Annotated in this window: 13 protein-coding genes; 5 read left to right on the top strand and 8 right to left on the bottom strand. The window is 61.3% G+C overall.

Annotated elements, in window-relative coordinates; genetic code table 11:
- Positions 1 to 49: 49 nt before the first annotated feature.
- Both X757_RS155110 and nhaA read left to right on the top strand, forming a co-directional pair.
- On the top strand, positions 50 to 613 hold the full coding sequence (locus X757_RS155110) for an ActR/PrrA/RegA family redox response regulator transcription factor (RefSeq protein ID WP_023672848.1): 564 nt from the start codon (positions 50 to 52) through the stop codon (positions 611 to 613).
- Between the two features lie 432 nt (positions 614 to 1,045).
- Positions 1,046 to 2,233 (top strand): Na+/H+ antiporter NhaA, encoded by a 1,188-nt coding sequence (nhaA, locus tag X757_RS155115; protein ID WP_023725841.1) that lies wholly within the window; start codon positions 1,046 to 1,048, stop codon positions 2,231 to 2,233.
- 52 nt (positions 2,234 to 2,285) lie between these two features.
- Here nhaA and X757_RS155120 read toward each other — a convergent pair whose 3' ends face one another.
- Positions 2,286 to 2,786, bottom strand: coding sequence for an MmcB family DNA repair protein (locus X757_RS155120; RefSeq protein WP_023725840.1), 501 nt, complete (start codon positions 2,784 to 2,786; stop codon positions 2,286 to 2,288).
- Between the two features lie 120 nt (positions 2,787 to 2,906).
- Here X757_RS155120 and X757_RS1000000169670 point away from each other — a divergent pair, with 120 nt between their 5' ends.
- A complete protein-coding gene (locus X757_RS1000000169670) occupies positions 2,907 to 3,002 on the top strand; it encodes a DUF6471 domain-containing protein (RefSeq protein WP_352670799.1) in 96 nt (31 codons plus the stop codon).
- A gap of 274 nt (positions 3,003 to 3,276) precedes the next feature.
- Positions 3,277 to 4,791, top strand: coding sequence for an anti-phage dCTP deaminase (locus X757_RS155125; RefSeq protein WP_023725839.1), 1,515 nt, complete (start codon positions 3,277 to 3,279; stop codon positions 4,789 to 4,791).
- 58 nt (positions 4,792 to 4,849) lie between these two features.
- On the opposite strand, the gene X757_RS155130 is transcribed toward X757_RS155125, so the two are convergent.
- A complete protein-coding gene (locus tag X757_RS155130) occupies positions 4,850 to 5,101 on the bottom strand; it encodes a hypothetical protein (RefSeq protein WP_023725838.1) in 252 nt (83 codons plus the stop codon).
- 366 nt (positions 5,102 to 5,467) lie between these two features.
- Complete coding sequence (gene cueR, locus X757_RS155135; RefSeq protein ID WP_023672853.1) at positions 5,468 to 5,884, bottom strand: Cu(I)-responsive transcriptional regulator; 417 nt, start codon at positions 5,882 to 5,884, stop codon at positions 5,468 to 5,470.
- A 238-nt stretch (positions 5,885 to 6,122) separates the two neighbouring features.
- Here cueR and X757_RS155140 point away from each other — a divergent pair, with 238 nt between their 5' ends.
- Entirely contained in the window at positions 6,123 to 6,740 is a 618-nt protein-coding gene (locus X757_RS155140; RefSeq protein ID WP_023692663.1) for a L,D-transpeptidase, read from the top strand.
- 182 nt (positions 6,741 to 6,922) lie between these two features.
- On the opposite strand, the gene X757_RS155145 is transcribed toward X757_RS155140, so the two are convergent.
- The 5 genes from X757_RS155145 to X757_RS155165 all read right to left on the bottom strand — a co-directional run bounded on the left by X757_RS155145 (position 6,923) and on the right by X757_RS155165 (position 14,006).
- Positions 6,923 to 7,492, bottom strand: a complete 570-nt coding sequence (locus X757_RS155145) for a NifU family protein (RefSeq protein WP_023685140.1) — start codon at positions 7,490 to 7,492, stop codon at positions 6,923 to 6,925.
- A gap of 201 nt (positions 7,493 to 7,693) precedes the next feature.
- Positions 7,694 to 8,185 (bottom strand): universal stress protein, encoded by a 492-nt coding sequence (locus X757_RS155150; protein WP_023672856.1) that lies wholly within the window; start codon positions 8,183 to 8,185, stop codon positions 7,694 to 7,696.
- 101 nt (positions 8,186 to 8,286) lie between these two features.
- Positions 8,287 to 9,354 (bottom strand): tryptophan--tRNA ligase, encoded by a 1,068-nt coding sequence (trpS, locus tag X757_RS155155; RefSeq protein ID WP_023725837.1) that lies wholly within the window; start codon positions 9,352 to 9,354, stop codon positions 8,287 to 8,289.
- 172 nt (positions 9,355 to 9,526) lie between these two features.
- A complete protein-coding gene (murJ, locus tag X757_RS155160; protein WP_023685138.1) occupies positions 9,527 to 11,134 on the bottom strand; it encodes a murein biosynthesis integral membrane protein MurJ in 1,608 nt (535 codons plus the stop codon).
- 76 nt (positions 11,135 to 11,210) lie between these two features.
- Positions 11,211 to 14,006, bottom strand: a complete 2,796-nt coding sequence (locus X757_RS155165) for a [protein-PII] uridylyltransferase (RefSeq protein ID WP_023725836.1) — start codon at positions 14,004 to 14,006, stop codon at positions 11,211 to 11,213.
- Positions 14,007 to 14,022: the final 16 nt, after the last annotated feature.

Raw genomic sequence — 14,022 nt, 5'->3', positions numbered from 1 at the left:
TCAGGAACTATATCTGCGTAAAATTAAGGCAGCAGGATTTTTTAAGATAATGACTGGCGAAGAAGCAATTGGCGCAATGGTTGAAGGCGAGGACACCTCGCTGCTCATCGTCGACGACGACAAGCCGTTCCTGACGCGGCTGGCCCGCGCCATGGAAACCAGGGGTTTCGTGGTCGAGACGGCCGAGAGCGTCGAGGAGGCAGTGGCCAAGGCGCGCGCCCACCCGCCGGCCTATGCGGTGGTCGACATGCGGCTCGGCGACGGCAACGGCCTCGACGTCGTCGCCGCCATCCGCGAGAAGCGCGACGATGCCCGCACCGTCATCCTCACCGGCTACGGCAACATCGCCACCGCGGTGACCGCGGTGAAGCTCGGCGCCATCGACTATCTGTCGAAGCCGGCTGACGCCGACGACGTGTTTGCAGCGCTCACCCGCACCGCCGGCGAGCGCGCCGCCCCCCCGGAAAATCCGATGTCGGCCGACCGCGTGCGCTGGGAACACATCCAGCGCGTCTACGAAATGTGCGACCGCAACGTGTCGGAAACCGCGCGCCGGCTCAACATGCATCGCCGCACGCTGCAGCGCATACTCGCCAAGCGCGCACCACGCTGAGGTTCACGCGCCGGCGGCGCCGGCCGCCAATTGCCGACCTCAGCGCTGCCCCTCACCTGCCTGCCGGCGTCCTCTCCCCGTATAGAGACGGGGGAGAGGGGCGCTCTCATCGCCGGCTTCGCCAATCGCCGGCGTTGCAGGAGACGACGGCGAGGCTGAAGCTGCTGTCCAGCCGATAGATGGGTAACACTTTGAACCGGATACATAGGTGACACTTCTCTCCCCCTATGCGTCCGCCGCNCCAGCCGATAGATGGGTAACACTTTGAACCGGATACATAGGTGACACTTCTCTCCCCCTATGCGTCCGCCGCAGCGCCAAGCGGATTGGTTGGGGCGGCGCCAACGCTGGAAACAGTTGCGCTTGCCGTGCCATCGACCTTTGCCCATCATCGGCAATAACGCCGCCGGAAAACCCGGCAACGGAGCACACATGCGCGACAAGCAGCCGAAATCCATCCTTCGCGAATTCCTCGACGGCGAGGCGGCGGGCGGCATCATCCTGATGGTTGCGGCAGCCCTTGCGCTGATCGTCGCCAATTCACCATTGGCCGGAACCTATTTCGCCGCTCTCCACGCCTATCTCGGCCCGCTCAGCGTGTCGCACTGGATCAATGATGGGCTGATGGCGGTGTTCTTCCTGCTGGTCGGCCTCGAGATCAAGCGCGAGATGCTCGACGGTCAGCTCTCGACCTGGCCGCGCCGCGTGTTGCCGGGCGTCGCCGCCGCCGGCGGCATGCTGGTTCCCGCGCTGGTCTATGTCGCCATCAACCGCAACAACGCCGCCGCGCTCTCCGGCTGGGCGATCCCGACCGCCACCGACATCGCCTTTGCGCTCGGCGTACTGTCGCTGCTCGGCAACCGCGTGCCGGCGTCGCTCAAGATCTTTCTCACCGCGCTCGCCATCATCGACGATCTCGGCGCCGTCATCATCATCGCCATCTTCTACACAAGCGGCTTGTCGCTCGCCTATCTCGGCGCCGCCTTCGCCGTCATCGCGGTGCTCATCGTGCTCAACCGCAAGCGGGTGACGAGGCTGACGCCCTACCTAGTGCTCGGCGCCGTGCTGTGGGTGCTGGTTCTGAAATCGGGCGTGCATGCCACGCTGGCCGGCGTCGCGCTGGCGCTGACCATCCCGCTCCAGGTGTCTCCCGGCAGCGGCCACGATCTCGACCATTCGCCGCTGCACCGGGTTGAACACGGCCTGCACAAGATCGTGCCCTTCGTCATCATCCCGATCTTCGGCTTTGCCAATGCCGGCGTGTCGCTGGCCGGCCTCAGCGCCTCTGCCCTGGTCGAGCCGCTGACGCTCGGCGTTGCCGCCGGCCTGGTGCTGGGCAAGCTGGCCGGCGTCTTCGGCTCGTCGGCGCTTGCCATCCGTCTCGGCTTCGCCGACCTTCCGGTCAATGCCGGCTGGCTGCACATGATCGGCATTTCGCTGCTCTGCGGCATCGGCTTCACCATGAGCCTGTTCATCGGCCTGCTCGCCTTCGCCAACGACATGGCGCTGCAGGACACCGTCAAGGTCGGCATCCTGGCGGGGTCCTTCGTTGCAGCGCTGCTGGGTGCCGCCGTGCTGTTGGTGGCGCCAGCTGCGGGGGCGGAGGAAGAGGTGGAGTAGGTGTTCTTGGGTTCCTCGCCCCACTTCGTGGGGCGAGGAACTTGAGCTTCGTCTACTCGCTCTCCCCCGCCAGCGCCGGCACCGCCACACCCGCCAGTTCCGCCGCCAGCAGCCGCGCCGCACCCGCCCGTGCAATGCGCAGCATCAGCGCCTTGCGCGTTGCCGCCGCCATCCGGTGCTCGGGCGCCTCGCGCAAAATCTCGGCGCCGTAGCCGTCGGACAGGATGAAGCCGCATTCCTCGGGGAAGATCTCCGAGGGCACGCCCGGATGCGTGGCGAAGAAGAAGCGGTCGGAGTGCAGCCGGTAATCAGGCCATTTGCGGTCGACGCGAAAATCTTCGATCGAGGATTTGACCTCGATGATCCAGATATCGCCCTGCCGGGTCAGCGCCACAAGGTCGGCGCGCCGCCCGGTGGCCAGCGACAGTTCGGGCAGCACATGCATGCCCATTTGCATCAACAGCCTCTGCACGCCGCGCCGCACCAGCATGGCGCGTTCGGACTGGCGGCCGTCGATGAGGGGATTGAGGGGAATTGGCGAAATGATCGGCATGGCCGGCACCATGCCAGATTTTGTTCACGGTTTGAACCTGTTTTTGGAAATGGATTGTAAACGTATGCCGTTCTGGCGGAAAAGCTGAAGGATCGCGGCGCGCATGACAGCGACCGCAACTTGGCAAACAAGATAAACCGTGGCAGCTTCACCGCCGCGTTCTTTATGATGTGCATGGATGTGATCGGCGTCCGGCAAGTCAGTCTGGAGGCGTAGCTCGACTATTCTGACGGAGGCTCGCATAATACACGAGTCGTTGCGCCGGGGGCAGGCGCAGTCTCGTCATCAGAGATATGATATTCCTCGGCGCGCGAAAGTGATCTTTCGTTGCGCCAACCATCAAGATGAGCCTGATGGCGAATCAAAAGCGCCTGGCTAGAGATTGCGAGATCGTGCCGTGAATGTCGCGTCGGTCGCTTCATAACGAATCACCATCAATCTAGCGTTGATCTATACCATACCATAAAAAAGCGTGGGAGGGGAGAACAAAATGAGTACATCCACTGCTATTTCACGAATCGAATTCCCGGAAATGTTCTTCGGATTTGTCGCGCCAATTGGCGCTGACCATATACCCGCTGTAAAGGAGTTTAGGACCTATTTCGAGCAGCGAAACTATCGTGTTGTTGAAATCAAAGTCACCGATATATTTGATATAATGCAGAATTACATAACTCCCGGCATCGAACTAGAACGAAGAGATAGGTTCAAACGCTTCCGCTCATACATTGCGTACGGAAATCAACTTAGGGCAGAATTTACCGATGACGTTCTGGCGGTTTCAGCAATAGCTAGGATAGTTCGCCAGCGCATTCGCATTCAAAAAGACGATAAGTTCTCTCGAACTGTATACCTTCTGCATCAATTTAAACGAAAAGAGGAAATTGACCTCCTCCGATCTGCATATGGACGATTATTCTTTCAAGTGTCTATATATTCTCGCAGGGGATCACGGGTAGATTTTCTTTCAAGGGATTTTGCTCACAGTAAGAACGAATCTGGACCTTATCGCTACCGTGACCTCGCCGAAAAAATAATACAAGATGATGAAAACGAGGTCGGGCAAGCGCATGGACAGAGGGTAGCCAAGATATTTCATGACGCCGACCTGATTATCAATTTGGATTCGCCGCAGACGGTCAAGGACCAGGTGGAGAGAATGTGTGAGCTTATCTTTGGCTCAAACATTATCTCACCGACACATATGGAATACGGCATGTTTTTAGCCAAGGCGGCTGCACTTCGAACTTTGGACCTCTCCAGGCAAGTTGGAGCCGCAATATTTTCCAAAACAGGTGAGGTCGTGTCGCTCGGGTCCAACGAAGTTCCCAAGGCCACAGGGGGAACATATTGGTGCGACGAGGCATTCGATGACCGTGAGTACGTGCGTGGAGTGGACTCAAATGACCAAAGGAAACGTGAAATTCTGAGTGAGATAATCCGCGTAATCCAGCCCGACGCAGACATCGATGCTCTGCTTTCTGATCCCAAAATTGAAGACAGTCAGTTCATGGATGCACTCGAATACGGTCGTATCGTCCACGCTGAAATGTCTGCAATTTCTGACGCTGCTCGGCTTGGTGTTGCCGTTAAAGGCGGCACACTCCATTGCACTACTTTCCCATGCCATATGTGCGCAAAGCACATCATAGCAAGCGGGATAGAGCGGGTTGTGTTTTTGGAGCCGTACCCAAAGAGCCTAGCTTTTGATCTACATGCTGATGCGCTTCTGGTGGAGGGCGGCGATCGTGGCAAATATCGAGACTACCCCTCTGTCATATTTGAACATTTCTTCGGAGTGACGCCGCGCCGATATAGTGACCTTTTCGGGCGTTCAGCGCGGAAGAGCCGTGGCACGGGAAGACTGGTCCAATATGCGGGCAAGAATGGAGTTCCGACGCCATACATTGATATCAAATTCCCGTTTTATCAGGCGCTTGAAGGCGAGATAATCAGCAGAGCGCCTTCAACGTTAATCAGTGACGGCGCGGATCCAGCACAATGAATCCGCCGCCAACGGTGGCAAACATCATCATATTTGGTGAGTTATGCTCCATAATGCCTTAACTTTCGGCCAGTTCCTTCCGAACTCGTTGCCATTCTTCCCAGCAATTTTCTGGATCAATATCGAGATAGCCTCGTGACTCATCCACCTGTCGAGCAACGTCGGGAGGCATCGCGATCGCCGGGCAGGTGTCGCGGATTTGGATCACTTCTTCCTCTGTCAAAGGACTGCCCTTTGTTCGCTCCCGGTTAAGCAGGGTCGCGACTAGGCTGGGTACCGGATAAATAATGAGGCCGACATTCTCGCTCATTGGACGCCCTTAGCGGTCTCTCGGGTTTGAAGTTCGCCAACCAGACAATCTCATGTTGGAAGGCGATTCTATCGTTGACAACCCAAGGGCGGCGGCAGATCCGAGCGTCTTCCGCGATCGCACCATATTCGTCTGGGTGCAGTCTGGTATTGATCCGCAGCGGCCCTATGTCGTGCCGATCGACTTCCGTTCTTAGCTATAAATCGGCCGGACTAAAGTCTTGCGTCGTGAGCGCAAAGGTCTGATGTAACCGCTTTGGTTCCGTTCTTGTCCATTGGACGTTCCGTAATTTTAGCCAAATGAGATATAGACCTTTGGAGGTTTTTCTTGCGCGTCCGGCGCCCAGTCTATCCCGGCGCCCGTGCTTCAAACCGTGGCCCGCCTGTCTGCGGCCTGCGCAGCCCCCGCAATGTCATCCAAAATCGGGCAATCCGGCCGGTCGTCACCATGGCAGGCCTGGATCAGCGTCTGCAAGGTCGTGCGCATCGATTGCAGCTCGCGCACCTTTTCCTCGATGGCGCTCACATGGGCGGCGGCAATCTCGCGCACATCGTGGCTGGCGCGGCTGCGATCGCGGTAGAGCGCCATCAACTGGCGGCAATCGTCGATTGAAAAGCCGAGGTTGCGAGCGCGGCGCAGGAAGGCCAGCCGATGAATGTCGTCGCTGGAATAATCGCGATAGCCATTGCCGGCGCGCGCCGGGGCGATCAGGCCGATCTCTTCATAGTAGCGGATGGTCTTGGCCGGCAGGCCGGACCGCGCCGCGGCGTCGCCTACATTCATTGTGATTCCTCGATGTGGTTCCCTGATTCTAGGCTATCCGACAGGACCGACCATTGTTTTTCCTTCACAATCCCGTGAGTCCTGTTGCCGAAATGCCATAGTTGACGGCTTACCGGCACGTAAGCTCCTGCATATAGGCATCGCGCGCTTGGCAAGCAAAGCAAATGCCAGCATGAATGATTTCAGGAAAAGCGGCCGTAACGTGTCGCGACATCTTGGCGGGGCATCGGACCATTTCATGCGCATGAAGTCATTTGCAATCGTCGCCGCACTTGCGTTGTCGGCCGCGATCTCGGGTTGCAGCACGATCGGCTCGCAGCTGTTCACCAACAACTACGGTTCGGTGAACGATGCAGGCTACCAACTGCCGCGCATCCCGATCGAGAGGGTGCCGCTGAAGTACCACCGGCAAGAGGTAAACTACGACACCTCGGAAAAGCCGGGCACCATTGTCGTCGATACCCAGAACAAGTTTCTCTACTTCGTCGAAGGCGACGGCCGGGCGATCCGCTACGGGATCGGCGTCGGCCGCGAAGGCTTTGAATGGCACGGCACCGCCCATATCGCGCTGAAGCGCGAATGGCCTACCTGGACGCCGCCGCGGCAGATGATCCAGCGCCAGCCGGAGCTAGCGAAGTTCGCGAGCGGCATGGAGCCGGGCCTGAAGAACCCGCTCGGCGCGCGCGCCATGTATCTGTTCAACAAGGGCGGTGATATGGGCTACCGCCTGCACGGCAGTCCGGAATGGAATTCGATCGGCAAGGCGATGTCGTCAGGCTGCATCCGGCTGATGAACCAGGACATCATCGACCTCTACGACCGCACGTCGGTCGGCGCCAAGGTCATCGTGATGTAGGACCATGATCCGGAACCGAGGTCCACGAAAGCGAAAAGTGGAACCGGTTTTCGGGAAGATCATGGTCAAAGTAGGCGTTACCCTTCGTACGCGGACCGTCTAGGCAACAACGGACGTCCAAAACAGAAAACCGGGCAATCTGGCCCGGTTTTTTGTTGCTCGCTCGAATGCGTGAAGGGGTCTTAGGAGACCTGCTCGACCTGCTGTACTTCCGGCACGAAGTGGCGGAGCAGGTTCTGGATGCCGTGCTTCAGCGTCGCCGTCGAGGACGGGCAGCCGGCGCAGGCGCCCTTCATGTGCAGGAACACGGTGCCGTTCTCGAAGCCGCGGAAGGTGATGTCGCCGCCATCCTGGGCAACCGCCGGGCGCACCCTGGTGTCGAGCAATTCCTTGATGGTGATGACCAGTTGCTCATCGGCCTTGTCGTAGAATTCGCCGGTCTGGCTGGTCTCGGCGGCGGGGCCGGCGTTGACCATGACGGGCGCGCCCGACATGAAATGCTCCATGATGGCGCCGAGGATGGCCGGCTTCAGGTGCTGCCAGTCCGGGCCGTCCTTGGTCACGGTGATGAAGTCATAGCCGAAGAAGACGCCGGTCACGCCGGGGATCTCGAACAGGCGGCCGGCCAGCGGCGAGGCGCTGGCTGCACTGTCGGCGTCGCGGAAATCGGCGGTGCCTTCGACAAGCACTTCCTTGCCGGGCAGGAACTTCAGCGTTGCCGGGTTCGGCGTCGATTCGGTCTGGATGAACATGGCCGTCTCCGTGCCCCAGTCGGGCAGCTAGTTTGGAATAGTTCTAAATAGGCTCAATCTGCTGGACATTCAAGCGAAACGCATCGCTCAAAATGGCTGGCTGGCGGAATGTTTTTACTGGCTGGGGATGAATCCCGCGCGGGCTATAAATCCAGGATCGTGATGTTATCCGAACCGCTTCACACTTTCCGGCATCACTCTCTATGCGAGGCTGTCGATCTCCTCGTCGGAAAGGTTCTGCGGCACCACTGTGACGGGAATAGGGAAGGCGGCGCCCTTGCCAGCAACAGCCCCGACCAGCGGCCCGGGTCCTTCCTTGCCGGCACCTGCCGCCAGCACCAGGATGGCGATGTCCTGGTCTTCCTCGATCAGCTTGTGGATCTCCTCGGTCGGCTTGCCTTCGCGCACCACCATCTCGGGCTCGATGCCGAGCTTCTGGCGCACCTTGTTGGCGTAGCCGTCGAGTGCCGCGCGCGCCGTGGCGTTGGCTTCCTCGCGCATGATCTTCTCGACGCCCAGCCAGTGCTGAAAGTCGTCCGGTGTGATGATGTAGAGCAGCACCAGCGTGCCGCTGGTGCTCTGCGCCCGCTTGGAGGCGTACGCGACGGCGCGCTCGCACTCCGGCGTGTCGTCGATGATCGTCAGGAATTTCCTGCGATGGCCGGCTTCGCGACTGAGGCGTTTGGAGACCATGTCTATCTACTCGATGTTTTCGGCCGCAATCTGCCACCGCGACAGACCGGCGGCAAGCCGCCGGCCTTGGGCCAGAATGGTGCGGTGCACTGACGGTAGGATCAGCCCTGCAACAGGCCTATAATGTCGCGTACCGTCTTCATCGTGGTCTCAGCCAGCGCGCCGGCGCGTTCGCCGCCGTCTCTCAGCACCGCGTCGACATGGGCGCGGTCGCCTTCGATGCGGCGCATCTCGCCGGCGATCGGCGCCAGTTTTTCCACGGCAAGGTCGGCAAGCGCCGGCTTGAACACGGAAAACTGCTGGCCGCCGAACTCCTTCAGCACGTCCGCCTTCGACATCTCGGCCAGCCCGGCATAGATGCCGACCAGGTTTTCCGCTTCCGGGCGGCTTTCCAGGCCGTCGACTTCGCTTGGCAACGCTTCCGGGTCGGTCTTGGCCTTGCGGATCTTCTTCGAGATGGTGTCGGCATCGTCGGTCAAATTGATACGCGACAGGTCGGACGGGTCCGACTTCGACATTTTCTTCGAACCGTCGCGCAGGCTCATGATGCGCGCCGCCGGCCCGCCGATCACCGGTTCGGTTATCGGGAAGAACCCGTTTACCGTCTCCTCGCCGACCTGCATCTCGACGCCGACGCCAAGGCTGGCGATGCGGCTCGAAAAGTCATTGTTGAACTTTTGCGCGATGTCGCGGGTCAGCTCCAGATGTTGCTTTTGATCCTCGCCCACCGGCACATGGGTGGCGCGGTAGAGCAGGATGTCGGCCGCCATCAGTGAGGGATAGGCTAGCAGGCCCAGCGAGGCATTTTCGCGGTCCTTGCCGGCCTTGTCCTTGAACTGCGTCATCTTGTTCATCCAGCCGATGCGCGCCACGCAGTTGAAGATCCAGGCAAGCTCGGCATGCTGCATCACCCGCGACTGGTTGAAGACGATGTGCTTCTTCGGGTCGATGCCGGAGGCAAGGAAGGCCGCGGTGATCGAGCGGGTCTGGTCGGCGAGGTCGTCATGGACGAGCTGTGCCGTCAGCGAATGCAGGTCGACGACGCAATAGATGCAGTCTGACGTGTCCTGCAGGGCGACGAATTTCTTGATGGCGCCGAGATAGTTGCCGAGATGCAGATTGCCGGTCGGCTGTACCCCGGAAAAGACGAGCTGTTTGAAGGCGGTCATGATGTCCTCATGGCTTGTGGAGGGCCGTATAAGCGTGATTCCGAAAAGTTGCAGACTTTTCGGAGCCAATCACGCGGCTGGAAACCACGCGCGGCGAAAGTCTTGCGACGGCGCGCTTATGGACGAAGGGGCGGAGAGGATCAAGACCGGTGTTGCTGTTAGCTCGCCCGGACTATTCGTCCAGATCGGCGTTTGGCGCTGGCGCCGCTGCCTTGCCCGAGCCGCGTTTCACATTGCGCCGGATCATTCCGAAATCGGCGCCGCCGGTGGCGAAAGCCGTGACGAAGTAGAGCAGCGCCCCGCCGGCCACCAATGAGAGAAGCGTCACGGCCTTGATCACCAGTGGCGAGCCGGGGCCGAGCCTGACGGCCAGCCAATGCTCGGCGAAATAGAGCGCCACCGCCATCACCGCCGCCGACAGCACAAGACGCGGAATGCGCTTCAACAGCGGCACGTCGCGGCCCCAATGGCCACGTCGGATCAGCACCGCAAGCAGCATCACCGCGTTGACCCAGCCGGCGACGGCCGAGGCCACCGCAATGCCGGGCGCGCCCATTTTGGGGAACAGCGTCAGCGCGGTGATCACGTTCACGCCGACCGAGATGGCGGCGAACATCATCGGCGTGCGCGTGTCCTCGCGGGCGAAATAGCCGGGAGTGAAGGCCTTGATCAGCACGAAGGCCGGCAGGCCGAGGCCGAAAATCGCCAGGATCGCGGCCACGGTCGGCGTCGAGCCGTTGGCGGCGAAGGCGCCGCGCTCATAGACCAGCCGCACGATCGGCTCCGCCATTACCCAAAGGGCCGCCGCCGCCGGCAAGGTCATGAACAGGGTGAACTCGACCGAGCGGTTCTGCAGATTGGCCGCCTCGACCAGATTGCCCGATTTCAGCGCCCGCGACAGCTCCGGCAACAGCACGATGGCCACCGCGACGCCGACGACGCCGAGCGGCAGCTGGTAGATGCGGTCGGCGTAAGCAAGCGACGACACGGCGCTGTCCTGCGCCGACGCGATCGCCGTGCCGATCAGCTGGTTGATCTGGGTGATGCCGCCGGTGATCGCCGCCGGCAGCGCCAGGATCAGCAGGCGCTTGACGTTGGGCGTCATCTTCGGCCGGCGAAAACCGATGGCGATGCCGGCATTGCGCACAGCCACCCAGACAATGGCGAGCTGTACCAGCCCCGCCGCCAGCACGCCCCAGGACAGGCTGAAACCAACCTCACGGGCATCCATGCCGTGGTACCAGGCGTAGCCGAGCACGCTAATCAGGATGATGTTGAGGAATGCGGGCGCCACGGCAGCCGCGAAATAGCGGCGCAGCGAATTCAGCATGCCGGCCATCATGGCTGCGAGCGACATGCAGATGAGATACGGGAACATGATCGTCGCCAGCAGGACGGTCGTCTCGAATTTGCCCGGCGTGTCGGCAAAGCCCGGCGCCACGAGATAGCGCACGATCAGCGGCATCGCCAATTCCATGACGATGGTCAGCGCCAGAAGTGCGGTGAACAGGACGCCGAACACTTCCTCCGAAAAGCGCTTGGCGCCGTCGGTGCCGTGAGTCTCGATCTCCTTGGCAAACAGCGGCACGAAAGCGGCGTTGAAGGCGCCTTCGGCAAACAGCCGGCGAAACGTGTTGGGAAACTGAAAGGCGGCGTTGAAGGCGTCCGCCACCGGCCCGGTGCCGAGTGCGGCCGCCATCAGCATTTCGCGGCCAAAGCCAAGGGCGCGGCTCATCAGCGTGCCGGACGCAACCGTGGCGAATTTCTTGACGAGGCTCATGCGCGGGGAGATTGCCTGGATGATTGGGACAAAGGGGATGATTGGGACAAAGGGGGTGATTGGGACAAAGTGATGGTCACTCGGCCGCCGCCTTGGCCTTGCCGCCGCGCTCCGGGACAACGCCTTCAAGTGCCGCGATCAGCCTTGTGTGGATGGCGGCGGTGCGCGCCGGATTGTCGATCTTCTGCCCCGTCAGGTCGGTGACATAGAAAGTGTCGATCACCTTCTCGCCGAAGGTGGTGATGTGGGCCGAGGCGATGTCGAGCGAGAGATCGGACAACGCACTGGTGATTTCCGACAACAGCCCAGGCCGGTCCAGTCCCTCGACCTCGATCACCGAAAACCGGTTCGACAGCGTGTTGCGGATTTCGGCGCGCGGCGGAATCTTGAACACCTTGGCGCCGCGCCGCGGCCGGGTGCGCTTCTCGATCATCTCCGGCAACCAGCTCTTGCCCGACAGCACGTCCTCGATCAGCCGGCCGACGCGCTCGGCGCGACGGCGCTCATCCTCGTCGCGGTCGAATTCCCGTGAGATCAGGATGATGTCCAGCGCGCGACCGTCGGACGTGGTGAAGATCTGCGCGTCGACGATGTTGCCGCCGGCTCCCGCGCAGGCGCCGGCAATGACCGAAAGCAGGCGCGGATGATCCTGCGCCAACACGGTGATCTCGGTCACCGCCTCGAATTGGTGGGTCCTGACCACGGTGGCGAGCTTCTTGCCTGCCGCGTCGGCTTCGCGAATGAATTCGGCATGGCGCAGCTGATCGGGGAGGTCGACCGTCAGCAGATAGTTCTCGTAATGCAGGCCGACATAGCGCTTGCGGGCCTTGTCCGGCCAATCGGCCAGCGCCTCGGCCAGCCGCTCGCGCGCCGCCGCCGTCCGCTTGGCGCGCGACACTTCCGAGAAGCCGCCGGTCAAAAGCAGTTCGGTCTCGTAGTAGAGCGTGCGCAGGAGCTGGCCCTTCCAGCCGTTCCACACGCCCGGCCCGACACCCCTGATGTCGCAGACGGTCAGGATCAACAGCATTTTCAGCCGCTCGACCGATTGCACGATCGAGGCGAAATCCTCGATCGTCTTACGGTCGTTGAGGTCGCGCGTCTGCGCCGTCATCGACATCACCAGATGGTTCTCGACCAGCCAGGCGACGGTCTCGGTGTCGGCGGCCGACAGCCCCATATGCGGGCAGATGCGGCGTGCGATCCGGGCGCCGGCCTCTGAGTGATCCTCCGGCCGGCCCTTGGCGATGTCGTGCAGCAGCACCGCGACATAGAGTGCCTCGCGGCTCTTCTCTAGCCCCGGCATCAGCGTGTGCGAGAGCGGATGCACCTTTTCGCCGTCGCCGCGCTCGATCTCGGCCAAGACGCCGATGCAGCGGATCAGGTGCTCGTCCACCGTATAGTGGTGGTACATGGAGAACTGCATCATGGCGACTATTCTGCCGAAATCGGGGATCAGCCTGCCGAGCAGGCCGGCCTCGTTCATGCGCCGCAAATTAAGCTCGGCATTGCGGTCCGAGGTCAGGATGTCGAGGAACAGCCGGTTGGCCTCCTCGTCGCGCCGCAGCGACTTGTTGACCAGACCGAGCGAGCGGGTGAGCAGCTTCAGCGCATCGGGATGGAACTCCAGCCCGTGCTTGTCGGCGAACCAGAACAGCCTGAGCAGATTGACCGGGTCGCGCTCGAACACGCTGTCGTCGGCGACGTTGATGCGGTGATTGTCGACAATGAAGTCCGACGTGCCTGCCAGCTTGCGCTTGCGGCGCTGGAAGGTGAGGAAGATGCGGTTGAAGCCGGGCACATGCTTGGCCTGCTCTTCCTCGAGCGCGGCGCAGAAGATGCGGGTGAGGTCGCCGACATCCTTGGCGACGAGGAAGTAATGCTTCATGAAGCGCTCGACCGCCGACAGACCGGGATGGGTGGTGTAGCCCAGCCGTTCGGCGATCTCGCGCTGGATATCGAAATGCAGCCGTTCCTCTGGCTTGCCGGTGAGGAAATGCATGTGGCAGCGCACCGCCCACAGGAAGTCTTCGGCCTTCTGGAATTCGCGGTACTCGGCCTCGGTGAAGACACCTTTCTCGACCAATTCCTCGCCGGTGCGCACGCGATAAAAATACTTGGCGATCCAGAACAGCGTCTGCAAATCGCGCAGGCCGCCCTTGCCGTCCTTGACGTTGGGCTCGACCAGATAGCGGCTTTCGCCGGCCTTGGCATGGCGATCGTCGCGTTCGGCGAGCTTGGCCTGCACATATTCCGGTCCGGTGGTGCGCACCACTTCATGGTCGAAGCGGGTGAGCAATTCGTCGAAGAGCTTCTGTTCGCCCCACAGGAACCGCGCTTCCAGGATCGTGGTGCGGATGGTGATATCGCTGCGCGACAGCCTGAGACACTCGTCGATGTTGCGGGTGGCGTGGCCAACCTTCAACCCGAGGTCCCACAACATATAGAGCATATATTCGACGATCTGTTCGCCCCACGGCGTCTGCTTGTAGGGCAGCAGGAACAACAGGTCGATGTCGGAGCCCGGCGCCAGCGTGCCGCGGCCATAGCCGCCGACGGCAACGACCGCCATGCGCTCTGCGGTCGAGGGGCTTTTCACCCGGTAGACGTGGGTCGCGGCGAACTCGTAGAGGGCGCGGATGATCTCGTCCATCAGATGCGACAGCCGGGCGGCGCAGGCCGTGCCGCTGCCATCGTCCATCAGCATGCGCTCGGCAACCTTGCGGCCCTCGGTCAGCCGATCCTTCAGCAGCCGGAGCGCACCGACGCGCGCGCCGGGCTCGATGCCGCTGGCGGCCGAGATCAGCGCCGTCATGTCGCGGCGCAAAGCCTCGCTGTCGATCAGCGCGTCGAGCTTGAGGGAGATTTTTGCCATGGATTGCCGGTGGGCC

It is taken from the genome of Mesorhizobium sp. LSHC412B00 (genome assembly GCF_000503035.1).
In the GTDB taxonomy this organism is placed as follows: domain Bacteria; phylum Pseudomonadota; class Alphaproteobacteria; order Rhizobiales; family Rhizobiaceae; genus Mesorhizobium.
The sequence above is the reverse complement of the archived record's forward strand: the minus strand, read 5'-3'. Positions and strand labels throughout refer to the sequence as shown.